At 37.3% G+C, this 25,174-nt stretch carries 19 protein-coding genes and 1 pseudogene; 12 read left to right on the forward strand and 8 right to left on the reverse strand.

The window, feature by feature from the left end; genetic code table 11:
- Positions 1-71: 71 nt before the first annotated feature.
- Positions 72-491, reverse strand: a complete 420-nt coding sequence (locus ALFOR1_RS19795; protein WP_058550372.1) for a MarR family winged helix-turn-helix transcriptional regulator — start codon at positions 489-491, stop codon at positions 72-74.
- 124 nt (positions 492-615) lie between these two features.
- Between ALFOR1_RS19795 and ALFOR1_RS19800 the strand changes: the two genes are divergently transcribed.
- The 3 genes and pseudogenes from ALFOR1_RS19800 (at position 616) to ALFOR1_RS19810 (ending at position 3,780) form a co-directional block, all read left to right on the forward strand.
- Entirely contained in the window at positions 616-1,359 is a 744-nt protein-coding gene (locus ALFOR1_RS19800; protein ID WP_104644148.1) for a siderophore-interacting protein, read from the forward strand.
- A 140-nt stretch (positions 1,360-1,499) separates the two neighbouring features.
- Positions 1,500-2,488: pseudogene (locus tag ALFOR1_RS19805) on the forward strand (LLM class flavin-dependent oxidoreductase).
- A gap of 296 nt (positions 2,489-2,784) precedes the next feature.
- Positions 2,785-3,780 (forward strand): patatin-like phospholipase family protein, encoded by a 996-nt coding sequence (locus ALFOR1_RS19810; RefSeq protein ID WP_089349802.1) that lies wholly within the window; start codon positions 2,785-2,787, stop codon positions 3,778-3,780.
- Between the two features lie 45 nt (positions 3,781-3,825).
- Here the strand turns inward: ALFOR1_RS19810 and ALFOR1_RS19815 are convergent, their stop codons facing one another.
- Positions 3,826-4,257, reverse strand: a complete 432-nt coding sequence (locus ALFOR1_RS19815) for an Lrp/AsnC family transcriptional regulator (protein ID WP_004586320.1) — start codon at positions 4,255-4,257, stop codon at positions 3,826-3,828.
- Positions 4,258-4,424: 167 nt separating this feature from the next.
- Between ALFOR1_RS19815 and ALFOR1_RS19820 the strand changes: the two genes are divergently transcribed.
- The 4 genes from ALFOR1_RS19820 to ALFOR1_RS19835 all read left to right on the forward strand — a co-directional run bounded on the left by ALFOR1_RS19820 (position 4,425) and on the right by ALFOR1_RS19835 (position 9,110).
- Entirely contained in the window at positions 4,425-5,507 is a 1,083-nt protein-coding gene (locus ALFOR1_RS19820) for an ornithine cyclodeaminase (RefSeq protein WP_104644149.1), read from the forward strand.
- The gene (gene ctlX / locus ALFOR1_RS19825; protein ID WP_104644150.1) at positions 5,504-6,415 is read left to right on the forward strand and encodes a citrulline utilization hydrolase CtlX; all 912 of its coding nucleotides are present in this window, start codon (positions 5,504-5,506) and stop codon (positions 6,413-6,415) included. The genes ALFOR1_RS19820 and ctlX overlap by 4 nt, the downstream gene beginning before the upstream one ends.
- Positions 6,416-6,541: 126 nt before the next feature.
- Positions 6,542-7,948, forward strand: coding sequence for an alanine/glycine:cation symporter family protein (locus ALFOR1_RS19830; protein ID WP_104644151.1), 1,407 nt, complete (start codon positions 6,542-6,544; stop codon positions 7,946-7,948).
- Positions 7,949-8,087: 139 nt separating this feature from the next.
- Positions 8,088-9,110: a patatin-like phospholipase family protein gene (locus ALFOR1_RS19835; protein WP_104644152.1), complete on the forward strand. Its 1,023-nt coding sequence runs from the start codon at positions 8,088-8,090 to the stop codon at positions 9,108-9,110.
- 315 nt (positions 9,111-9,425) lie between these two features.
- Here the strand turns inward: ALFOR1_RS19835 and ALFOR1_RS19840 are convergent, their stop codons facing one another.
- Positions 9,426-9,815, reverse strand: coding sequence for a hypothetical protein (locus tag ALFOR1_RS19840; protein ID WP_104644153.1), 390 nt, complete (start codon positions 9,813-9,815; stop codon positions 9,426-9,428).
- A 167-nt stretch (positions 9,816-9,982) separates the two neighbouring features.
- Positions 9,983-10,546: a lipid-binding SYLF domain-containing protein gene (locus ALFOR1_RS19845; RefSeq protein ID WP_104644154.1), complete on the reverse strand. Its 564-nt coding sequence runs from the start codon at positions 10,544-10,546 to the stop codon at positions 9,983-9,985.
- Between the two features lie 141 nt (positions 10,547-10,687).
- Here ALFOR1_RS19845 and ALFOR1_RS19850 point away from each other — a divergent pair, with 141 nt between their 5' ends.
- Both ALFOR1_RS19850 and ALFOR1_RS19855 read left to right on the forward strand, forming a co-directional pair.
- Positions 10,688-11,899 carry a tyrosine-type recombinase/integrase gene (locus tag ALFOR1_RS19850; protein WP_104644155.1) on the forward strand — a complete coding sequence of 404 codons (1,212 nt, stop codon included), beginning with the start codon at positions 10,688-10,690 and terminating at the stop codon, positions 11,897-11,899.
- Entirely contained in the window at positions 11,899-13,098 is a 1,200-nt protein-coding gene (locus ALFOR1_RS19855) for a cation:proton antiporter (RefSeq protein ID WP_104644156.1), read from the forward strand. The genes ALFOR1_RS19850 and ALFOR1_RS19855 overlap by 1 nt, the downstream gene beginning before the upstream one ends.
- Before the next feature lie 144 nt (positions 13,099-13,242).
- Here ALFOR1_RS19855 and ydiJ read toward each other — a convergent pair whose 3' ends face one another.
- Positions 13,243-16,290 carry a D-2-hydroxyglutarate dehydrogenase YdiJ gene (gene ydiJ / locus ALFOR1_RS19860; protein WP_104644157.1) on the reverse strand — a complete coding sequence of 1,016 codons (3,048 nt, stop codon included), beginning with the start codon at positions 16,288-16,290 and terminating at the stop codon, positions 13,243-13,245.
- Between the two features lie 145 nt (positions 16,291-16,435).
- Here ydiJ and ALFOR1_RS19865 point away from each other — a divergent pair, with 145 nt between their 5' ends.
- Positions 16,436-16,645: a PGPGW domain-containing protein gene (locus ALFOR1_RS19865; protein WP_104644158.1), complete on the forward strand. Its 210-nt coding sequence runs from the start codon at positions 16,436-16,438 to the stop codon at positions 16,643-16,645.
- A 65-nt stretch (positions 16,646-16,710) separates the two neighbouring features.
- On the opposite strand, the gene ppsA is transcribed toward ALFOR1_RS19865, so the two are convergent.
- Positions 16,711-19,086 carry a phosphoenolpyruvate synthase gene (gene ppsA, locus ALFOR1_RS19870; protein WP_104644159.1) on the reverse strand — a complete coding sequence of 792 codons (2,376 nt, stop codon included), beginning with the start codon at positions 19,084-19,086 and terminating at the stop codon, positions 16,711-16,713.
- A gap of 154 nt (positions 19,087-19,240) precedes the next feature.
- On the opposite strand from ppsA, the gene ppsR reads away from it, so the two are divergent.
- Positions 19,241-20,050 (forward strand): posphoenolpyruvate synthetase regulatory kinase/phosphorylase PpsR, encoded by an 810-nt coding sequence (gene ppsR / locus ALFOR1_RS19875; RefSeq protein ID WP_002962129.1) that lies wholly within the window; start codon positions 19,241-19,243, stop codon positions 20,048-20,050.
- Between the two features lie 60 nt (positions 20,051-20,110).
- Here ppsR and ALFOR1_RS19880 read toward each other — a convergent pair whose 3' ends face one another.
- A complete protein-coding gene (locus ALFOR1_RS19880; protein WP_104644160.1) occupies positions 20,111-21,460 on the reverse strand; it encodes a class II 3-deoxy-7-phosphoheptulonate synthase in 1,350 nt (449 codons plus the stop codon).
- Positions 21,461-22,399: 939 nt separating this feature from the next.
- On the opposite strand from ALFOR1_RS19880, the gene ALFOR1_RS19885 reads away from it, so the two are divergent.
- The gene (locus tag ALFOR1_RS19885) at positions 22,400-23,275 is read left to right on the forward strand and encodes a DNA replication terminus site-binding protein (RefSeq protein WP_058550359.1); all 876 of its coding nucleotides are present in this window, start codon (positions 22,400-22,402) and stop codon (positions 23,273-23,275) included.
- Positions 23,276-23,345: 70 nt separating this feature from the next.
- Here the strand turns inward: ALFOR1_RS19885 and ALFOR1_RS19890 are convergent, their stop codons facing one another.
- Positions 23,346-24,560, reverse strand: a complete 1,215-nt coding sequence (locus ALFOR1_RS19890; protein WP_033021802.1) for a hypothetical protein — start codon at positions 24,558-24,560, stop codon at positions 23,346-23,348.
- Between the last annotated feature and the right edge of the window lie 614 nt (positions 24,561-25,174).

Raw genomic sequence — 25,174 nt, forward strand, 5'->3', positions numbered from 1 at the left:
TAAAACGCATATACTGTATAAGTGTACAGTATATGCGTTTTGTATGAGTTATGCCAAGAAATGAAAGACGATCAATCCATGTTTTTGATCATTTGTTGTGCTGTATTTAAAAAGTCTTTGATTTGTTGAGGGTTTAAATTTTTGCACATTTGATCATTTATTTGCTGCTCAGACGCTAATAATTTATCAAACAATGTATTGCCTTGCTCAGTGAGCGATAAAATAAAACAGCGTTTGTCGTGCTCACTTGCTTGCTTATTAATAAGGTTTAACGCAATAAGATCTTTAACTAACCGTGCTATTTGTGCTTTATCGCGCTGTGTTCTAGTAACTATATCGTTAGCTGTGCAATTACTTGTACCAGCAATTATATGTATACAGCGTACGTGCATAGCGTTAATACCCAACTCTTTGGCGTTAATGGCCTCGCGGATTGTTACACGGTAATTTTGCATGAGTTCAAACAAGGTATTTGATAAAGGCGTGTTCATAGGGTTCTCAATATGGTTGACAATGTCAATTAATTTGCTATAGTTGATTTTATCAACCAATGGGGCGTTGTGCAATGCTTGCTGTAAAAAGCAGTTAACTATTTTGTAAACGAGGTGATTTTAAATGGCTAAACAAGTTCGCAAAGCTAAAGTATTAAGCACTGAGCAAATTACACCGCACTTACAGCGTATTGTTGTAGGCTCAGACGATTTTGCAGATATAACCTGTGCGCACATTGGTAATTATGTAAAAGTGCTTATTCCACAAAATGGCGTTGCCGATTTAAATTTAAAAACGGCATGCATGCGCTCATACACAATACAGCATGTAAATGAGCAAAGCGGCGCACTAACGCTCGATTTTGTAATTAATATGCACCAAGGCCCAGCAACCCATTGGGCTAAAATTGCACAAGTAGGAGATGAGCTAGGTATAGCAGGTCCAGGCCCTAAAAAGCTTGATAACTACCAGCATTCACATTATGTATTACTTGGCGATTTAACATCGGTAAATGCTATTAAAGGCTATGTACAAACGCTTCCTTTGTTTTCAAAAATTGATGCGTTTATACATGCCCCAACAAAGCAAGACATTATTGATTTAGACACCACACGCAACATTAATTGGATAATTACCAATAACGCCGATGAAGCAATGCTCAATGCAATTAAAACTATTGAGCTAACAGAGCAGCCACCTATTGTGTTTATGGCGCTAGAGGCCGGTTTGGTACGTAAGGCTAAAGCCGTGTTTAGTGAGCACTTTAACATACCGCGTTGTAATATAGTGTCATCAGGTTACTGGAAAAAAGGCGTTGATTCTGAAGGTTATAAAAAGGAGCGCCAACAAAATGCTGAGCTTGCTTGAATACCTTAGAGCAAAATAACATATACCTATTTTGCTTTTATGTTTACCCTTAGCTTGAATTGATTTAATAGCAGTCCCATTTAAGTGTTTTATGCTGATAATGAACTCATTATTAGTATGCATTTTTAGGAGCTGCTATTTTGTTATCTTCCATTCCTTTTTCGTTATTAGAGCTTGCCCCCATGATCAAAGGGGAAAGCGTTTCTCACACGCTCAATAAAACTACCAAATACGCCCAGCGCGCCGACCAATAGGCTTTAACCGCTTTTGGCTGGCCGAGCACCATAATATGCAAGGTATAATTTGTGCTGCTACTTCAATATTAGTAGGTCATATTGCAGGTAAAACTCAGCGTATACGTGTTGGCTCTGGCGGAATAATGCTACCAAACCATTCACCATTAGTTGTGGCTGAGCAATTTGGTACGCTTGAAAGTTTATACCCCGCACGAATAGATTTAGGCCTTGGCCGTGCACCCGGTAGTGACCCTGTTACAAGCCGTGCACTTAATAACGATATAAGCCGAGCTGAAAACTTTCCTGGTGAAGTAACTGAGCTACAAACATTATTAGGCCCATACAACGGTACTCACCCAATACGTGCTATTCCGGGGGAGGATACAAACGTACCACTTTGGTTATTAGGCTCAAGTCTATTTAGCGCTCAGTTGGCCGCGCAAAAAGGGCTGCCTTATGTATTTGCAGGGCACTTTGCAACGCGTTTTGTACATGATGCAATAGCACTGTATAAACGTGAATTTGAAGCCTCAAACGTACTCGATAAACCCTATGTAATGCTTGCTTTACCGCTGGTGGCAGCAGAAACTGACGAAGAAGCTCAATACCTTTCTACCACCTCAAAGCAACGGGTGCTTGAACTAATACGTGGTAAAGAGCTGTGGTTAAAGCCGCCGGTAGATACCATGGAAGGTTTATGGAGCGAACAAGAGCGCGCCCATGTAGAGAACTTTTTAAGCTTAAGCGTTGTTGGCGGGCACGTAAGTATAAAACACAAGCTAGAGATGATAGCCAAAGAGCTTGAAGTGGATGAGTTTATATTTACAAACGACGTATACGATAGTGAAAAACGCCACCGCGCACTAGAAATTTTAATGGAAATAAAACATTAATTGGTTATTTAGTTAAGCAAGCGTACACCCAAGGCTTGTTAATATACAGGCATCATCAAAAGTTAGTTGTTTTATACCTATTTTATTAACTTTTAGTGGTGTCTGTATTAAGTTGTTTTCGGTTTTTAAATAGTTAGCGTAAAGTGTTATGCCAATTGTAAGCGGCTACTTTTGCATTTAATGCCGTTCTGTTTTTTCAATCAAACTGATTTAAACAATCAATTTTAAGATATCACTTTAATTTTTTATAATGACTGTATAAACAAAAACATCATTAAATTAAAGGCAGGTACACCGTGAATTCTCTAAACACCCCATCAGCTAATTCAGTTACTAAACCAGCGCAGCCAAAAGTTGCTCTGATTGCTGAAGGTGGCGGACAACGAGGGATATTCACAGCCGGTGTACTTGATGCGTGGTTAGAGCAAAACTATGACCCATTTGACTTATTTATTGGTACCTCTGCTGGTTCGCAAAATTTAACTAGCTACTTAGCTCGCCAAAAAGGTTACGCTAAGCGCTTAATTAGAGGGCTTTCGCGCAATAAACGTTTTTTTCAACTAGGTCGCGGCTTAATGGGTAAGCACATAGTAGATTTAGACTGGTACTTTGATAAAACCACTGAGGTAAACAGAGTACTCGACTTTAAAACAGCTAAAACTAGTTTAGGCGACCGTGAGCTTTTAATAACCGCGACTAACGCACGCGACAGAAAAGCCTATTACTTATCACCTACCGGTGAGGGCAAACAATGGCGGGATCTGTTAAAAGCATCAAGCGCATTACCGTTTTTATACAAACAAGGCGTTAAACTAACACCGTGGTTAGATACAAAAGCGGCAAACGAAGCACACTTAGCGGCAGAGCAAAGCGAAGAAGACTTTTACCTCGATGGCGGTTTAGCTGCACCATTACCTGTACGCGAAGCATATAACCGTGGTGCACGTAAAATTGTGGTTATAAGAACGGTAGACGCACACTTTCAGGCGCAATCTGCGTGGGTGCAAAAATTAAGAACGTTTGCATGTGCATCAGGCTACTGCCCAAAAACACTCGACTACTTAATTCAGCATGAGCAAGCGTATTTAGATGAGCTTAACTTTATTGCTAACCCACCAAGTGATGTAGAGATTATACAAATTTTTGCAGACGAAAAGCTGCACAGTAAATTATTAGGCAGTTCAAACAACGATTTACGCTTTGATCATAAGCTAGGTGTAAAAGCGGGCAGAGAGTATTTAAAAAGCCAAAACGCACGTATCGTAGATTACGCACACAGCTATGCAATGTAGCTGTGTTCTAACGCTTAAGCGTAAAGGGACATTATTAAACCTAACCTAAGTAGATGACAGTAATATACTGGTTTCGCTATTTAAAATGCCTTCTATTTCGCGTACTTGCCTGAGTACGCCATCAAACTCACCTAAATTTGCCGCCTGTATTTCAGCCACTAAATCCCAAGCGCCATTAGTTGTATGTAACTTTGTTAGCTCTGGTATGCCGCGCATGGTTTTAATTACCTGCGATGTAGATTTACCAACCACTTCCACCATCATTATTGCTCTTACAGCTTCGGTTTCTATGTGTTCGTGTACACGCACCGTAAAGCCTAATATAGCGCCCGATGAGACTAAACGGTCTAAGCGATTTTGCACTGTCCCGCGCGACACTTTTAAAACATCGGCTAGGGCTGAAATAGAAGCGCGGCCATCTTTTCGTAATTCGGCTATTAATGCGTTATCTAATGAGTCGTAAATGTAAGGGGTCATAAAACGCCTTGGGTTATGTGTTTATTAAAAATTACTAAATTTGTACTTTAATGCATAGCAATTTGCTAAAAAATACTATTATTTGTATAAACTTTTGGCATTTTAAGTAACACCTCTGGCCTATAAACTAATTTCAATTAATTTATTTAGTCATTAAAGAGGTATTTATGAGTCATTTTATCGCACAACCTAAACAAGGTGTTCCATTCGTTAGCGTACAGGCAATGGCCAAACTTATAAATAAAGTCGGAATAGAAAACGTATTGCTTGAGCTTACCCAAAGATTAGAACACGACTTTGCTCGCTGGGACGAATTTGATAAATCGCCACGTTATGCAGCGCACTCTCCAGATGGCGTAATAGAGCTTATGCCAGTAAGCGACGGTAAAATGTTTAGTTGTAAATATGTAAATGGTCATCCAAAAAATACCTTTAAGGAACTTCAAACCGTGGCCGCGTTTGGTATTTTGTCGGATGTTGATAGCGGCTATCCGGTTATGATCAGCGAAATGTGCTTACTAACAGCTTTACGCACAGCGGCTACATCGGCGCTTGTGGCAAAATATTTAGCGCCTAAGCACTCAACAACGCTTACATTAATTGGTAATGGTGCACAGTCTGAGTTTCAAGCATTAGCTTTTAAAGCTGTATTAGGCATTACTCACATTCGTTTATACGATATTGATAAAAATGCCTCACAAAAAGCGTTTAACAATTTAAGTAACTGTGGCTTAAACGTGACTATTTGTAATAGCGCAAAAGAGGCCGTACAAGGCGCGCACATTATTACCACCTGCACAGCCGATAAAAAAAATGCCACTATTTTAACCAGCGATATGATCCCCCAGGGTGTGCATTTAAATGCCATTGGTGGCGATTGCCCTGGTAAAACAGAGCTTGATTCACAATTATTAACGCGCGCAAATGTGTTTGTAGAGTACGAACCGCAAACCAGAATAGAGGGCGAAATACAGCAAATGAGCGATACCTTTGCCGTAACAGAGTTTCATAAAGTAATTAATAAACAAACACCTGGGCGTACAAGTAACAACGAGCTTACAATATTTGATGGGGTAGGCTTTGCAAGCGAAGACTTTACCGCGCTGGTGTATATTAAAGACGCGCTGGTGGCTGCGGGTGAGTTTGAACTACTTGATTTAATTACACAACAAGCCGATCCACGTAACTTGTTTTCGGTGCTTAATACAGAGCAAAGTAATAAATCAGTAAGCCAAGAGCAAGTCGCATGAGCATAATAAAGCAAGCACCAACAGCGGTGGTGATGGTGCGCCCGCATCACTTTACATCTAATCCACAAACCATGTTAGACAATACGTTTCAAAGTACCTGTAACTCACAAAATCAGAGCCAGCTTGCCTTTGACGAAGTCACTAATGCGGTTAAATTATTACAAAACGAGGGCGTAACGGTTCATCTTTTTGAAGACGAACATACACACACGCCCGATTCTGTGTTTCCAAATAATTGGTTTTCTACCCATCAAAGTGGCGAGCTAGTTATGTACCCAATGTACGCAGAAAACAGAAGGCTAGAATATCGAAAAGATATTATTGATTTTTTGACTAATCACTATAAAGTGTTGTCTGTGACTGATTATTCATTTTTAGCGAAAGAAAATGCATTTTTAGAAGGCACAGGATCGCTTGTTATTGACCACCCCCATAAGCTTGCTTATGCAGTAGAATCTAAGCGCACTACTAAAACCGTGGTTAATACAGTGTGCGAGCAATTAAAGCTAAAACCTGTTGTATTTAACGCCTACGATGAGCAAGGTACTGCGGTTTATCATACTAATGTATTAATGTGTGTAGCCACAGAGTTTGCCATGATCAGCTTAAATATGGTGCCAAATAGTCAGCACAAACAATTAACTAGCCATTTGATACAAAGCCATTTAGAAGTAATAAACTTAACTAATGCGCAAATAAGTAGCTTTTGCGGCAACGCAATAGAGTTACAAGGTACAAATGGTCGTATTTTAGCACTCTCACAAACGGCGTTTAATGCACTTACAACCGAGCAAAAAGCAGCAATACAAAAAACAGCTAAACTTGTTCCGTTACCTATACCAACCATAGAGTCGGCGGGAGGTTCGGTTAGATGCATGATTGCTGGCATACACCTGCAAAGTAAATAACCTACCACTAAGTCAACATACTAAGGCAGCTTAGCTGCCTTAATCTATGGCTAACATGCATTATTAAATGCCAATTACTCAACTACGCGCTGAGTAAAAACATAATAAATACAAAAGGATTAGCCCATGTTCGATACCGTAGTAAAAAGTGTAAATGGCCTATTATGGGGAGAAGGCCAAATACTAATCTACATACTACTGTTTGCAGGTATTTGGTTTTCGGTACGTTTAAAAGCAATTCAAATAGTAAAATTTAAACACATGTTTAGCCTGTTAAAAGGCAGTAGCAAGTGTAAAAAAGACGACATTTCATCATTTCAAGCATTGTGTACAGGCCTGTGTGCCCGTGTAGGTACAGGTAATTTAGCCGGGGTCGCTGTTGCAATTTCACTAGGCGGAAGCGGCGCCATATTTTGGATGTGGGTTATAGCCATACTAGGCATGGCAACCGGCTTTGCCGAAAGTGTATTAGGGCAAGTGTATAAAGTACGCGATAGTAGTGGAGAATTTAGAGGCGGCCCCGCCTATTATATTCAACAAGGTTTGGGCAGCCGTGCCTTTGCTATTGTGTTTGCCGCGTGTTTATTTTTAGGTTATGGCTTTACTTTTAGTGCCATGCAAACCAATACCATAACCGACGCCCTTAACTATGCTTTTCAAGTACCTACCTTTTATTCTGGATTAGTTATTACCGTATTAGCAGGCTCAATTATATTAGGTGGCTTTAAAGCCATTGCCCGCTTTGCTGAGCGAGTAGTGCCATTAATGGGTATATTATTTGTAGCAGCTGCCGTTATTATTACAATTATGAACTTACCGCAAGTACCGGCCATGCTTAAAGATGTATTTTTATCGGCCTTTGGTTTGCAAGAGGCAGGCGCAGGTGCAATGGGGGCAGCCATTAAAAATGGTATTCAACGCGGTTTATATTCTAACGAAGCCGGTGCAGGTAGTGTGCCGCATGCTGCAGCAAGCGCAAGCCCCATTCCTAACCACCCAGTAACACAAGGCTACATACAAATGCTTGGCGTGTTTTTCGACACCATTGTGCTTTGTAGTTGTACCGCAGTAGTTATTTTATTAGCCGATGTTGATATAAGCGGCGAAATGGAAGGCATACGTTTAACGCAAAGCGCTATGACCGCACATTTAGCACAAGGCGGTGTGTACTTTGTTGCAGCTGCAATTACCTTATTTGCATTTACCTCGGTAGTAGCAAATTATGCCTACGCAGAAAGTAACCTTCATTTATTTAAGCTCGATAACAAAGTAGGGCGCACAATTTATACATTACTTTATTTATCAATGATGCTGTGGGGCGCATCGGCGTCTCTAAAAGAAGTCTGGGATTTAGCCGATATAGCATTAGGGTTAATGACAGTGGTTAACGTAATCGCTATTATATTGCTCACGCCAACTATTTTGTCTGTTAATCGCGACTACAACACACAAAGAGAAAAAGGCATAGAGCCCGAATTTAAAGTAAAAGACGTTAAAGTACAGGGTAAATGCGAAAGCGGCATTTGGGATTGATTCCCGTATTTTAAGCAATTTTAACGATAAAAAGCGGTTTTATGGCAACATAAAACCGCTTTTTAATTTTGCATAATTATTCAATTTTGGGTTGTGTGAACAGCACTAAAATATAAGAATAACAAGGTAAATTGATTTAATGATCGACATTCACGCAGGTAAAACAGCAGCAAAAATTATTAACGAGCAGGGCTTTAAACCGGAGTTATTTACCTCTTTTTTAGGGGCAAGTGGCGGGCCTAAATGGTTTACATTATTTGGCTTAGACAAATATATTTTTGGTGAGTTTTTTAAAGACCGCACCCAACAACTTAATTTAATTGGTTCTTCTGCTGGCGCATTTCGTTCAGCCTGTTTTGCACAAAACGACCCCGTTGCTGCCATTGAGCGTTTAGCCAAATCGTATTCGCAAACTAGGTACTCAAGTAATAAACCAACACCAAATGAAATAACAATAAAAGCGCGTGCATTACTTGAAGATGTTTTTGGAGACAATGGCGTAACCGAAATTATAAATAACCCTGTATTTAAAGCGCATTTTATAGTGGCTAAATCTAATGGCTTTATTGCTAGCGAAAATAAATTAATACAGCTACTGGGTTTATCAAAAAGTTATATGCTCAACCGTGTTAACCGAAAATTATTAGGCTCACAGTACGAGCGATTTATTTTTGGCGCACCCAACAGCAATTTATCAATAACCGACAGTTATAATTTTAAAACCCAAAACATACCACTTAGCCAAACAAATTTAAAAGATGCCTTACTTGCATCAGGCTCTATACCACTTGTTATGCAAGGCATAAAAAATATTGCAGGCTCGCCACCAGGCATTTATCGGGATGGAGGAATAATTGACTACCACTTTGATTTAAAAATTAATAACCCAGGCTTAATTTTATATCCGCATTTTAATAGCGAGCCAAAAGCAGGGTGGTTTGATAAAAATTTAAAACGTAAAGTGTCCCCACAAAATTACGATAGCGTGGTGATGATCACCCCATCAAAAGAATTTATAGCCGGTTTACCTTACGGAAAAATTCCAGACAGAAACGACTTTACTGATCTTGATGCAGACACACGTATTAAATATTGGAATACCGTTTTTAGTGAAACTGAAAAATTGGCTGAAGCATTTGATAAGAGATTAATGATTAAATAAATGTATGCCTTAGAAATAACAATAAGTTAGGAGTGTTTGAAAGTAAAGGCAGATTCGATAGGCAAATAAATCCAATCTAATAAATAAAAATTTATAAAATAATCATTGTCAAAAAATAGTTTGAGCTAATGAATTGCTCCACTAATATAGATAAGCGTCATAAGATATGGTGTAATTTTTAATTTAAAAAGCTAATTATTAATACCTAAATAACTAGCTTTATTATTTATATAACGATTTGGTGAAATAAAATTTCCCGGTTTCATTTTTATAAAAATTTTTTTAGTATCGACTAATTCTTATCTATAAAAAATTTTATTCACTAAAATTTTTATCAAGTTTATTAACTAGAGAGCGAAAGTCATTAGTTAGAATTTCCTCTGAATTTGGAGCTAAAACTATTGCTTTTGAAAAATATTTATCTTTAAGTAGTTCATCACCATTTTTTTCATGTAATAGTCCAATTCGGAAGTAAGTTAAAGCAAGGTTTAAGTTTGTTCCTTCAATTGAAAGCTCATCTGGGCCCATATGCTCTAATAAACGAGCTAGTGAATTTAATGCATATAAACCGGTGGCAGTATCATTAAACAAATAAGCTTTATGGGCTTCATTGATTTCATTTTTTAAATATGAAGATGTTGAGCCATTTGCAAACGCATTACTTATGGATAGGGTGAAAAATATCAATATTTTGAAAGTAGTCACTTTTTATTCCTTTAAATAATTAACAGTATTAAAAATATACAAGGTTGTATAAGAATTTACAACGTATCGATCACGGCTCATAAATTACGTTATGTTAAATTGTGATGTTTATAATAAAGCGAGCGTGATTATACAAACCAGCCCGCTTTTAGGAGAGTTATGAGGGGTTAATTTAGCTCAGAATCTACCCAAAATTTAGTGCCTTTTAGTACAGCTTGTAGTGCAAGGCCATTTTCGGTTAAAGAATATACTGTAACCTGATCTGCAATAGCTTCGGCAACCAATGCACCGCCTTTATCTTCATATTTTGCTGCTGCATCTGCGTTTCCGCCAAATGCCCAACCGTGTTCAATAAATCTATTTACTGCTGCTTGGTTATGAAAAACCATAACAACATTAAAGTCTTTAACACCTAAACCTAGGCCTAAACCGGCTTCGCCCATATTCATGTAAGTTGATTTACCGGTTAAGTTATTTTTTACTACACCATAACCACCACCAAAACTGGCTAAAACAACATTGACGTTTGCGTTATCAAATGCAGCGTAACCAGCCGAGTTGGCAATTTGTTTTTTAACATCGGGTTTTTGTGCATATAATTTGTCTAGTGTATTTGATTTCATGCTTTGTACTAAAGAGCGTTTTTCGCCTGGTGAAGCACTGCCCGTTGTGGCACAACCTGTAAGTAAAACACTTAATGTAATTACACTTAAAATAATAAACTTTTTCATAAACTTTCCTTAATAAGACCTAGCAAAACTAAATCAGTAAAAATGTGTAAATAATTAAACTTTCACTATGTCCAATACTAGACAGTATCGGACTTTAACGTTAAGTTGTAAGTCTATTATTTTATTGAATATTTACACATTATGCTTGTTGCTTTAGTTGATACGTTAAAACAATTAAGATACCAAATTGCTCATCTTGATGACGATACTCTTAAATCAGAATACCCAGAACTTGCATCCTTTATACAGCAAGTTGGCTTGACTGTAACTGAATCAAAGGCTGATCTTAAATTTTTATACCAGTTTTTATATGTTTACGGACGAAAATCAGAAGCAACATATAGTCGTTTTCGAAATGAGCTAGAACGCTTTTATTTATGGTCTTGGTTAATTGCCGAAAAATCTGTGTTCGATTTAAAACGTGAAGATATTGAAGCCTATGTCGATTTTATGGTTGAGCCAGATAAAAAATGGGCATCAACTTCTGTACAATGGCGCTATAAGGATGAGCAAGGTATTCGCCGATTAAACCAAAATTGGCGCCCTTTCATGCAAAAAGAATCTATAGCAAGCCAGCAAACTTTGTCGGCTATGTTTACCGCATTAAATGTGTTTTTTAAATTTGCGATTTTAGAAGAACGCACATTTGCGAACTTTGTACCTGTGGTTAAAAAAAATAGCCCCTATTTAGTGGTTCAGTCTCAAATACAAATTCCTGATACTTTAAGTGATATCCAGTGGGAATATGTATTTGGTGTAACACGTGATTTATGCGAACAAAAACCAGATCTTGAGCGTAATTTATTTACCTTAGCTTGTTTAAAAGGGTTATATTTACGAATTTCTGAATTGTCAGAGCGCCCGCAGTGGTCACCAGTTATGTCACACTTTTGGCAAGATAATGACGGCTTTTGGTTTTTACGTATTATGGGTAAAGGCAATAAACTTCGTGATGTTACATTAAGTGACGATTTTGTTGAATATTTAAAACGCTACCGATTATACAGAGGGTTACCCGCCCTACCTCGCGTTGACGAATCTGAGCCATTGGTACATAAAATTCGTGGCCAAGGTGGAATGACCGTTAGGCAAATTAGGCGTTTAGTACAACAAAGTTTTGATTTGGCCCAACAATCTTTACTTGATGATGGTTTTAAAGATGATGCAGAACAACTTGAAGCGGCAACTGCACATTGGCTACGCCATACTGGTGCAACACACGATGCACAAACACGGCCTTTAAAACATTTATCGGAAGATTTAGGGCACTCTAAAATTGCGACAACCGATCAAATTTATATTCAAACAAATATTAAAGAGCGAGCAAAATCTGGCGTTAAAAGGAAAATTTAATGGAATACTTAGTGATAGCATTTATTGGTTTTTTATTTTTAGTTTACTCAATTTCTATTAGGCAATTAGAGCGAACAGAAATTACAGGACCTATGTTTTTTGTTTTAGGTGGAATAGGTTTAGCGTGGTTACTGCCCAATGAAGGCGACGAATTAAAAACGGGCATAGATTTTTTATTACCGTTAATAGAACTGACTTTAAGTATATTTTTATTTTCTGATGCGGCTAAATCTAAATTAAGTGTTTTAAAACATAGTTTTCAGTATCCTAGTTTATTATTGTTTGTTGCCCTACCCCTTACCTTACTTTGTGGTATTGGTGCTGGACTATTTTTATTTACAGAGTTATCACTTATTCAAACTGCATTGCTTGCAATTATTTTAACGCCGACCGATGCCGCATTGAGTAAAGGTTTATTAGCAAGTACAAATGTACCTGAAAAAATTCGAGAAGGTATAAATACTGAAAGCGGATTAAACGATGGTTTATGTGTACCTGTGTTTTTAATATTTATTTTGCTTGCTAAAAATCCTGATTCAGCAATAACAGCATCGCAAACATTAGGTGTGTTTTCGCGAGAGTTAGGTTTAGCTGTATTAATAGCGGTTACATCAATTGCTTTATTTATTCCGGTATTAAATTTTGCAATGAAACGTCATTACTTTGCACAAAACACTAGTCCATTTTTACTATTAGGTTTTGCCATGGCTATTTTTTCAATAACGCAGTACTTTCATGGAAGTGGTTTTATTGCTGTATTTATTGCGGGTTTGTTATTTGATAAGTTTTCAGACACGGGTGTGCGAGCAGAACTGATTGAAGATTCTGAACATATTGCTGATTTTACATCGTTAATGATTTGGTGCCTGTTTGGATTTGTATGTGCATATTTAGTTTTACCAAATTTGAATAAAGAAATAATTATTTATGCGCTACTTAGTACTACGTTAATTAGAATAATTCCGGTTATGTTGTCGCTTCAATTTACAGCGCTTAATATAAAAGAACGTTTTACATTTGCTTGGTTTGGACCGCGAGGTTTAGCATCGATTGTTTTTACTTTAATGGTTATAGATACACAAATAGAAAATAAATACGACATTGCAACTATCGCTATGACCACTATTTTATTTAGTGTGTTTATTCACGGTATAAGTACAAAACCAATTGCAGATAGTTTTGCTAAACAATCTAAATAACTTTTATAAAAATTAGTGAATTATTTGCCGAGGTACCAACACGTTTTTCCAGCCTCAAAATTGATCACTTAATTAAGCGAATTGGTATTAATAAAAAAGGCGTTACTTATTTTTAAGTTACGCCTTTTTTATTTTTAACTTTTATTAGCTAAGTACCTGTGCGAGTAACTCTATTGGGTGCTTAGGTTTAAATTGTTCAAAGCGTTTAACTTGGCTGCGGCACGAAAACCCGGTAGATAAAAGTTGATCTGGTTTATTTTTATCTACAATTGGTTTCCAACTCATTTCGTAAAGTGTACGAGAGTTTTCTTGGTTTTGTGCTTCGTGGCCGTATGTACCGGCCATTCCGCAACACCCGGTATTTGTTGTGTTTAGTGTTAAACCAATATCAGTAAAAATAGTTTTCCAAACACTTGCCGCTTTTGGTAATGCCGTTGTTTCTGTACAGTGGCTAAGCAATGTAAATTCTGTATCTTGGTTTTTCTTTGCACTTAACGATTTGAAAGATTGAGTTTGTAGCCATTCATGTGCAAGTTGTACATGAAAATCACCGCGATTACTTTCTAAAATTGTGTTGTACTCATCGCGATAACACATAACTAACGATGCATCTAAACCAACCAGTGGCGCATTTATATCACTGAGTTTATTTAAAAACTCGGCGGCATTTTTTGCTGTTACTTTAAACTCGTGTAAAAAACCTTTAACGTGCTGTGCTTTACCATTTGGTTTAAAGGGTAATAGCATAGGTTTTTTACCCAGTGCAGTTATAAGCGTTATAAAACTTTGTACTAATTCAGCTTCATAAAAACTGGTAAAGGGGTCTTGCACAATTAGCACATAATTATTTTGCTCTTCACTTGAAAGTGAATTTAATAACTCAAAATTAAATTTATACGCTTTGGCTACACGTTTATCAAGTGATGGAATACTTAATTGAGGTGTATCTACATAGCCAACCGTTTTTTTAATTAACCCACTTACTAAATTGGTTTTTACAACAGGATTAATTACTCGTGCAAATTTTGACATAAGCGGAGCCGAGGTTTCTATGTTTGCTACTAAATAATCTTTAAGTGGACGAGCGTAATAACTATGGTAATAATTTAAAAAGCGCGCTCTAAAAGTTGGCACATCTACTTTTATTGGGCATGAAGTTGTACACGCTTTACATGCTAAACATTCATCCATAGATTCTTTTACTTCGTGAGAAAAATCGTAAACGCCTTTGTTTCTTTCTCGGCTATGAACAAAGCGTTCCCACCAGGTAATAACTTCACCTTTATTAAGTTCTTTTTCTACTTCCAGTAAATCTACATTTTTAGACTCTTGAAGTCGTAACCATTCGCGCATTAATGTTGCGCGCCCTTTTGGTGAATGCTTACGATCGCCGGTTACTTTATACGACGGACACATAGGTGAATTTTCGTCGTAGTTAAAGCATATTCCGTTACCATTACAGGTCATGGCGTTATTAAAACTGGTTTTTACATCGATAGATATTTGCTTATCAAAGTAAGAACGTTTTTGACTATCTACACTTACAAGTGAGTCTTCACTTTCAATGGGTGTACATATTTTACCTGGGTTGATTCTGTTATTAGGATCGAATGCAGTTTTTATTTTACGCAGTTGATTAAATAAATGTTCGCCAAAAAATTCAGGGCCATATTCGCTGCGATAACCTTTACCATGCTCGCCCCACATTAACCCGCCATATTTTGCTGTGAGTTTTACAACGTCATCAGAAATTGTACGCAGTAGTTTTTCTTGTTCTGGATCGCACATATCAAGTGCTGGGCGTACGTGTAAAACGCCGGCATCAACATGGCCAAACATACCATATTGTAAATTATGGCTATCGAGTAATGCTCTAAATTCTACAATATAATCTGCTAGGTTTTCTGGCGGTACTGCGGTGTCTTCGGCAAAGGCCAATGGCTTTTGGCTGCCTTTAACATTACCAAGCAAACCGACTGACTTTTTACGCATTGCGTAAATTTTTAAAATATCGCTTTTATCGTTGGTTAACTGATAACCAATTACACCGTTGGTTTGATTTGCTACGCACTCATCTAACAATGTACAAAGTGTGTTAACTTTGTCTTTTATGTCGTCGGGTGATACTGCATTAAACTCAACCATGTTGAGCCCTTGCATATCTTTATTTGGTACGTCGGTTATTAAGTCCGATACTGAATGCCAAATTATATCTTCGCGCGCTAAATTTAATACTTTGCTGTCGACTGTTTCAACAGATGTTGCGCGTGCATCTACCAAAAAAGGTGAATGACGAAGTGCAGAATCAAAACTATCGTACTTAATATTTATAAGTGTTTTAAATTCGGCTATGGGTGTTAAGTTTAATTTTGCCTCAGTGACTATACCTAATGAGCCTTCTGATCCGGTAATTAGCCTGCTCATATCAAAAGTTTGTAAGTCATCACTTAGCACATGCTCTAGGTCGTAGCCGGTTAAAAAGCGATTTAAACGCGGAAACTTCTCTAAAATAGCATCGCGCTGCGTAATAGAAATATCTAATACTGTTTTGTATAAGCTGCCTATAAGTGAGTCTTGCTCGGCGATAACTTTTGCTTTTTGTATGTCGATTGGCGAGGTAACCATAGGTGTGCCATCAACTAAATAGGTGGTTAAGCCTAAAACATGATTACTGGTTTTACCGTAAACTAGTGACCCTTGGCCTGATGCATCGGTGCTGATCATTCCGCCAATAGTTGCACGATTACTAGTAGATAAGTCGGGTGAAAAGAAAAAACCATAGGGTTTTAAAAAGTCGTTTAATTGATCTTTTATTACACCTGTTTGTACTCTTACCCAACCTTCTTCTACATTAATTTCGAGAATTTCTCGCATATAACGTGATAAATCAACAACAATACCAGGCGTTAGTGACTGCCCGTTTGTACCCGTACCGCCACCACGCGGGCCAAAAGTAAGCGACAAAAATGGGTCGCGAGATGCGGTTTGCAAAGCGAGCTGAATGTCTTTTTCGGTTTTAGGAAAAATAACACCTTGAGGAATTTGCTGATAAATACTGTTATCGGTAGAGGCAGTTAAACGCGTTGCATAGCTTGCATCGGTGTCTCCTCTAAAACCTTGATTTTTAATAGTACTTAAGTAATTTGCGACAAGTTCGGTCGCTGCATCTTGCTGTGTAATTGTTGCTATCATGACGGCGATAATTTAAGGCATTTGTGTAATTATATCATGGTGATGGCTAATAGAAATTGAAGATTTTACAGTTTGTAACACTCTTTTTGTCGTATTTTGAGGTTCTGTATTTATAATCAAGTTAAACCAATGTGTAGAGGTTTATATGAAAAAATTACTATTACAGATCATAGGTGTTTTGTTTATTTTGCTGGGGTTGTTTTTTTCTCTGGTGCCAGGCCCCTCGCTAATATTTTTTATGGCGGGATTACTGTGCTTTTCTTTTTACTACCCAAAAGCGAGGCATTATTTAAAACTATGCCAAAAAGCCTTAACTAAATCGTGTAATTATTTAGACAAAAAATTAGCACGCTAAATTATGCCACATACAAAAATGCCAGCTATTAAGCTGGCATTTTTATTAGTAACGAATAAACGCGATTATTTAGCAAGTTTGTCTGCTAGGTATAACCAAGTTTCTAGTACTGTATCTGGGTTTAGTGAAACAGAATCAATGCCCTGCTCTACTAACCATGCTGCAAAGTCTTCATGATCTGAAGGACCTTGGCCACAAATACCTACGTATTTACCTTTTTCTTTAGCTGTTTTAATAGCCATTGAAAGTAGCTTTTTAATAGCAGGGTTACGCTCATCAAATAAATGTGCGATTAAACCTGAATCACGGTCTAAACCAAGTGTTAGCTGAGTTAAATCGTTAGAGCCGATAGAAAATCCATCGAACATATCTAAAAATTCATCTGCAAGTAATGCATTTGAAGGAAGCTCACACATCATTATTACTTTAAGACCATTTTCGCCACGTTTAAGGCCATGCTCTTCTAGTAATTCGATTACTCGTTTACCTTCTTCAAGGGTACGTACGAATGGGATCATGATTTCGATGTTGGTCATATCCATGGTGTTTCTTACGCGTTTTATTGCTTCACACTCAAGGGCAAAACAATCACGGAAGTCTTCAGAGATATAACGTGCAGCACCACGAAAACCAATCATTGGGTTTTCTTCTTCTGGTTCGTACTGCTCACCACCTACTAAGTTTGCGTATTCGTTTGATTTAAAATCAGACATACGCACAATTACGCGCTCTGGTGCAAAGGCACAACCAAGTGTAGAAATACCTTCTACTAACTTAGAGATATAAAATTCTACAGGTGATTCGTAACCGGCAATAATATCGGTAATTTCTGCTTGTAGAGCGGGTGTTTGCGCATCAAAGTTTAAAAGTGCTTTAGGGTGCACACCAATCATGCGGTTAATAACAAACTCAACACGGGCAAGGCCAACACCTGCATGCGGTAAACGTGCAAAATCGAATGCACGATCTGGGTTACCCACGTTCATCATAACTTTCATTGGTAGTTCTGGCATTTTATCAACACGCGACGTTAGTATTTCAAAGTCTAAAATACCTTCGTAGATGTAGCCTGTATCGCCTTCAGCACATGAGACTGTTACTTCTTGACCCGCTTTGATTAAATCGGTTGCATTACCACAACCAACCACTGCTGGAATACCTAATTCACGTGCAATAATTGCAGCATGACACGTACGACCGCCACGATTTGTAACAATGGCTGCAGCACGCTTCATGATTGGTTCCCAATCTGGGTCGGTCATGTCGGTCACTAAAATGTCACCTTCTTGTACTTGATCCATTTCTTTAATTGAATCGAGTACGCGTACAACACCGCTACCAATTTTGTGACCAATTGCACGGCCTTCAACAATTACGTTGCTAGTACCGTTTAATTGAAAACGTTCCATTACGTTTGCGTCTTCGTTTGAGCGCACGGTTTCTGGACGCGCTTGAACTATATATAGTTTGCCGTCGTTACCGTCTTTTGCCCATTCGATGTCCATAGGACGACCGTAATGTTTTTCGATGATTACAGCTTGTTTGGCAAGATCTTGCACTTCTTCATCTGTAATCGAAAATTTGTTTGAAAGCGCTGGGTCTACATCAACGATGTCTACTTGTTTACCGTGCGCTTTATCTTTTGAGTAAATCATTTGAATGGCTTTAGAACCAATGTTACGACGTACTACTGAAGGTTTGTTTTTTAGTAATGTTGGTTTATGAACATAAAATTCATCAGGGTTTACTGCGCCCTGTACAACCATTTCACCTAAGCCATAGCTTGATGTAACAAATACAACGTCTTCAAAACCCGACTCTGTATCAATACTAAACATTACACCAGATGCTGATTTATCTGAGCGTACCATGCGCTGAATACCAGCAGATAACGCTACGCCACGATGATCGTAACCTTGGTGAACACGGTACGATATTGCACGGTCGTTAAATAAAGAAGCAAATACGTGTTTAATAGCGACCATTACTGAGTCGATACCTACTACGTTAAGAAAAGTTTCTTGTTGGCCTGCGAATGATGCATCTGGCATGTCTTCAGCGGTAGCTGATGAACGTACTGCAAAAGAAACATCTGCTGTTGTGTCACCGTGGAGTTGACTATAAGCGTCGCGGATTGCTTTATCTAGGTTAGGTTGGAATGGTGTATCGATTATCCATTGGCGGATATCAGCACCTACTTTGGCAAGTGTATTTACATCATCAACATCGAGTGTATCTAAGATGTCGTGAATTTTTGCGGTGAGTCCTGATTGATCTAAAAACTCGTTAAAAGCGTCGGCTGTAGTGGCAAAACCACCCGGAACCTGTACACCTGCGTTTGCTAGGTTTGAAATCATTTCACCGAGTGAGGCATTTTTACCACCAACACGAGGAACATCTTGCATACCAAGCTCTTGATACCAGAGAACGTATTCTTGCACGGGTCTTTCTCCAAAAAACAAATTGTAGTTGAAACTGTGAGAGTTAAGAAAGAAAACCTTTTATAAAGGTCAGCTTCATTCTACACTGGCATTAGTCCTCACGTAAACCGTGAGTAACCCATTTTAGGGATTAAACGTAATAAAAAGGTTAACTATGAGAACTGCTTTTTATATATCAGACGGTACTGCAATTACCTCAGAGGTTTTTGGGCACGCGACTTTGTCGTTATTTCCGGTTGATTTTAATCATAAAACTATTCCTTTTGTTGAAACAGAAGAAAAAGCAAATGAAATTAAAGCGTTAATTAACGCAACTGCTGCAAAAGAAGGTGAGAAGCCATTTGTGTTCTTTACCTTCGTTAATCATAACTTAAGTGAAATTATTAAATCAGCCGATGCTGTTGCTTACGATTTTCTCTCTACTTATAGCGAAAAAATACAAAAAGAGCTTGATGTAGCACCAGTACCAAAAATGCACCGCACGCATTCTATTCACGAAAAAAGCTATGATTTTAGAATTGACGCCGTCAACTACGCACTAATGAATGATGACGGTGGCAACATTAAAAACTTTTCTGAAGCTGATATTATTTTAGTTGGTGTGAGCCGCAGTGGTAAAACACCAACCAGTTTATACTTAGCACTACAATACGGTATTAAAGCCGCTAATTACCCAATAACAGAAGACGACTTAGAAAGTGAGGGTTTACCTAAGTGTTTACTCCCTTACAAACATAAGTTGTTTGGCCTGACTATTGACCCTGAACGTTTAGCTGCAATAAGGCATAGGCGTATGGCTAATTCTAAATACGCGTCTATTAGGCAATGCCGAATAGAAGTGCGTGAAGTAGAAATGTTATATAAACGCCATAAAATTTCGTACTTTAATTCTACTCATCATTCGGTAGAAGAAATATCTGCTAAAATCCTAATTGACAGTAACCTTGAGCGACGTAAGTACTAACAAACTAATTTACTATTTTGCTAAAAAAAGCCGCAATATGCGGCTTTAATTTTTTACTTATTACTTACGAGCGTCTTTTAATAAATCAGCTACTAAGAAACCAACTTCTAATACTTGGTCTGCATTTAAGCGAGGGTCACATTGTGTTTTGTAACGCTGTGCTAGGTCATCGTCTGATAAACCGTAAGCACCACCTGTACACTCTGTTACGTGCTGACCTGTCATTTCTAAATGAACACCACCTGCATATGAACCTTCAGATTTGTGTACTGCAAAGAATTGGCTGATCTCGCGCATAATATTATCAAAGCTACGTGTTTTGTAACCAGATGTCGCTTTTTCAGTATTGCCGTGCATTGGATCTGAGCTCCAAATTACTTTACGGCCTTCTTGTTGAACGCGGCGAACGAGTGCTGGTAATTTCTCTGGAAGAACATCAGCACCCATACGCGTAATTAACGTTAAGCGACCCGGGATGTTATCTGGATTTACTGCATCAATTAAACGAATTAGGTCGTCTGGGTCCATGCCAGGGCCAACTTTAACACCTATGGGGTTTTTAATACCTTTGAAAAACTCAATGTGGGCATGATCTAGCTGGCGTGTACGCTCACCAATCCAAACAAAGTGTGCTGAACAGTCGTACCAATCACCTGAAAGGTGGTCACGGCGTGTTAGCGCTTCTTCGTAACCTAGTAATAAGGCTTCGTGAGAAGTGTATAAATCTGTTTCTTTAAGGCTAGGTGCAATTGTAGAATTAATGCCACACACTTCCATAAATTCAAGTGCATCTTGAATTTTGTCTGCAAGTTGTTGGAAACGCTCTTTTTGCGGATTAGCGGCAACAAAACCCATATTCCAGCGGTTTACCTGGTGTAAGTCAGCTAAGCCACCTTGTGCAAATGCACGTAGTAAGTTTAATGTAGCTGCACTGTTGTGGTAAGCCTTCATTAAACGTTGAGGGTCTGGTATACGTGCTTCTTCTGTAAATTCAAAGCTATTTACAATATCACCACGGTAAGATGGTAATGAAATTCCATCAATTGTTTCTAAATCTGCAGAGCGTGGTTTTGCATATTGGCCAGCCATACGTGCAATTTTAACTACAGGGCATTTACCGCCGTAAGTTAATACAACCGCCATTTGTAAAATGGTTTTAAATGTATCGCGAATATTAGCTGCGTTAAAGTCACTAAACGACTCAGCACAATCACCACCTTGAAGTAAAAATGCACGACCTTCGCACACATCTTCAAGCTGTTTAAATAAGCTTCTTGTTTCCTCAGCAAATACTAATGGCGGAGCGCTTTTTAATTGGCCCTCTACTGACTTTAACTCTTCTTGATCTGGGTACTGTGGTTGCTGCAGTATTGGCAGCTCTCTCCAACTATTTGGGTTCCACGATTGCATGTTCTTTCCTCATTCCTACATTACCTGATAAGAAGAAATTAACGTATGCAGGCACCTAAGTTCAAGGACTAAATTCACTATTTACCAATTATTTAGTTATGAGCTAGGTATATATAAATTTTATAACTTAAATAAGCTGTTCTGTATGCCATTTTTTTGTTTTATTTAAAATATTTATTCATTTAATAACAACAAGATAAAAGTAAATTAATTATATTTCGAGTATCTTATATTAAATTAAAGGCAAGCATTACATGTATACAAACAACAAGGGAACACATCATACTTAAATGCGTGAGTTTGTAGTCTTAACTTTACAGGCTAAAATAATTAAAAAAGATAATCAGTATGAACGCAGGCTAATATATGCTAAGGGCATGGTAACTCTAATGAATTGCTAACAAAAATCACTAATAGTGTTTATGGGGCTTTAGTTTATTTAAAGCTAACTTATCCACTTAGCCGACTACGCACTCGATTTATAATTTATACTAACCCTTCAGTGCACTTACGTTCATCTACTATGTAATGATTCCAGCACACCAAAAACCTTTGGTTACTTAAATATGCTCTGTTTAGTTAAGTTTCATACATTGATACCGCTCATTTTGCCCTCCGAGTCCAAAGCCTCAATCATCCAGAGTGTAAATAATTAAAATATCTCACACTCATGATTTGCAGTTTATTATTTATCACTATAGTAGATTAGTGAGTTAGATTTACTCATTGGATAATGAGATAACAGCTAATGTACCGGCTATTATATTAGCGAATTATTTTTATGCAGTAATTATATTAATAGCCCACAACTAAAGAACACATCATACTTAATTTAATTTAAAGTTTATCTGGGCAAAGTGATAAGATTAAAATTTTTATAAACAAGTAAAAGGTTATATGTGATAATTACAAAATTGTAAGATGTGTTCTTGGTTGTATATGGTTAGTAAAATACAAATTAGAAGTCAGTTTGATTTAATGAATGAGCTAACATTATTGTTAGTAGAAGAGCTAAAAGCTTGTGAGTACTCGAAGGCTGAATATTATCAGTTGCCTAATATTAGTAGCGCTGATGAAAGCATTGTTCCAGAGTCTATTATCACTAATAGGATTTCGGGTGATTTAGCACATAAATCTATCCTTAATTCATTCACTGATATTTATAAAAAAGATGGTTTAAGTAGTCGTGTTTTAAAGCGCCACCCTGGTTTACTTGTAATTAAAAATGCAGATAAAGAATCGCTTAATAATCGAATAGCTCAGGTGAATAAGGCTAAGGCTGATTTTAAAGCTTGTATTGTCGCGATAGATAATAACGATGCTCGTTTTGAAGCAGTACACAATGCAATGCCTAATTTAATTACTTTAGCTGCCTACAGAAAAATACATTCTGAGAGTGATTCGCCTTTTTCAGTTCGTTTTACGTGGATGCATAAGCACGCAACAAAAACACTCACAAAAAAAATGGCTTTAGAGATGCTTGATAAATCGGCCGGTTACAGAAACCCCAGAATGATTGATCAACAAAAATGGCAATCATTAGTTGCACAAGAACAAATGCGTGTAGCTAGTTTAGGTGAAAAAGAAAAATTAAGGATTAGACGCCCTACCCGTGTAAGCCCTCAAGTAAATGTTAGATACACAGCTCAAAATCGTTACCACGTTAGTGCTGCATTACCCTTTATTTTGATAAACCCAGAACCAGATGTAAAGCTTGGTATTTTACCTGATTATCAAAAGCCAGATGCTCACCCACGTAAGCGAGAGTATGATTTTTTAGTCGATAGGTTATATTTAGAGCAAGTAGACAAATAATGATTATGTTAAAAAGGCCACTTTATGTGGCCTTTTTGGTTTGGTGTTTAATTGTTTAAAATAAACCTTTTTATTTTTCTACTATTTCTTCAATTTTATCTTCATCAATTAAAACTGCATTCTCAACGATACGTTTACCGCCTTGAATTTCTATGCGTTTATTGTGTTTGTTTAATGTAAGTATCTCGTCGCAAAACTGATCCGATGGATGCATTTCATATGTGTAGTCGATAATATTTCCGGTTTTATCGTCTTTTACATTTGTGATGCTGTATTCAGATATAGCCCCTTTTTCGATCAAATCTTTCATTGTCGTAGTCATATCACGACGTAATGCCTTTAATTTATTCTCAGTAATATCATCGGTAGAATAAATAGAGCCATATTTTTCCATAATAGAAAGTAATCTAAAATGATACGTTTTACCTGGCGCCGCATATCGCCAAAGATGATACAAACGTAACATCATCCAACGTGATAAGCCGCGTTTTAATTCTTGGGCACTATTAAAATAATATCCTTTGTATTCAAGGTTATCAATCATGTTATGAACAAAGGCATTTAAACATGCAACACATTTAACATTGCCACCTTGACCTTTTTTACCACTAAAGTGTAGCGAAGATAAAAAATTCATATTTGACTCATAAAAAGAATCGTCAATGTCTGAATTCTTAGTGTCGGTAGCAGAATATTTAAATGAAAGTTTAGAACCTTGAAGTGCTTCTAATGATTCTTTGATTGCTGGATAAGGCATTGACTGCCCAACCGCTTTAAGCTCCTGTGCTAATTCGTTCATAGAAAAAACGACTGCATATTGAATACCGGACTTAAAATTAATTTTTACTATTTTACCTTTAGAGGCTAAACGAATAAGTGCGCGCTCAACTTTTTCTTCTCTATCTGATGGCCATACTAAATATTCAACGTCTTCACCATCTTTACGCGTACTAACAACAGCAGGCGTTATTTTTATTTCGCCATCATATAAAATACCATCTACTTTTTCAGATATTTTACGCGTTATTATCGTTTTTTTAGGAGCTTCTTCTAGAGGCAATTTTTTATGGCCAGAACGTACAAAGCGACCCCACAAATCATAATGATTAAATGTGTTAGAGTAAGCACGTAATCCATGAGCTGCATTTTCGATTGAAATTCGCACATCTTTATTATCTGTAAACAGTGCTAAACTTTCGTTATCGATTGCACTTTCCACCCCGTGGATTTGGCCCCTTAGTGTATCGGGCAAGTTATCTACCGAGATGTTGACCTTTCGGCTCATTGTTCTTATTTCCATTTTTATTGCGACAGCTAATAACAACACATAAAACGACAAAAGTTAAATGTTTAAGTTAGTATAAAAGTGATCCGAGTTTAAATAAAATGTTCAGATCATTATTTTACTAAGGTTAATGTATTTATCATGATTTTAGATCACTATTTTACTAAGAGTACAGTTATAAATCTAATTTTTACTAACTCAGGTGTTATTTTGTCCATCACATTTAGTTTTTTTGTAAAATTAGCACGACAAATTAGCCTTAAATTTTTTATCCCTGTGGATAAAGACTTATTGAGTTAGCATAGATCTGATCTGTACTTACTACAGATCAGATCTATACCAATTAAAGCCACGTTTTAAAGCACTGCTTGGTGTATAACTTTATAATTTACTTAGTAAAAAATTGATCTGTCGAGCTGTTTTTGTTCATAACTAATTGAGTAACTTGTGCATAACTCAATGTTTTAAATATAGCTTAGTAAAAAGGTGATCCAAGGGTAGATAAAGATCTGATCTTAACCAAGTATAAAGCTGATCTGCTTTTTTTTGTATTATTTATAATAATCATAGAGTTATATATAGATTATACACCCTTAACCTTTATTACCTTATAT

This window comes from Pseudoalteromonas carrageenovora IAM 12662, from assembly GCF_900239935.1.
Lineage (GTDB): Bacteria > Pseudomonadota > Gammaproteobacteria > Enterobacterales > Alteromonadaceae > Pseudoalteromonas > Pseudoalteromonas carrageenovora.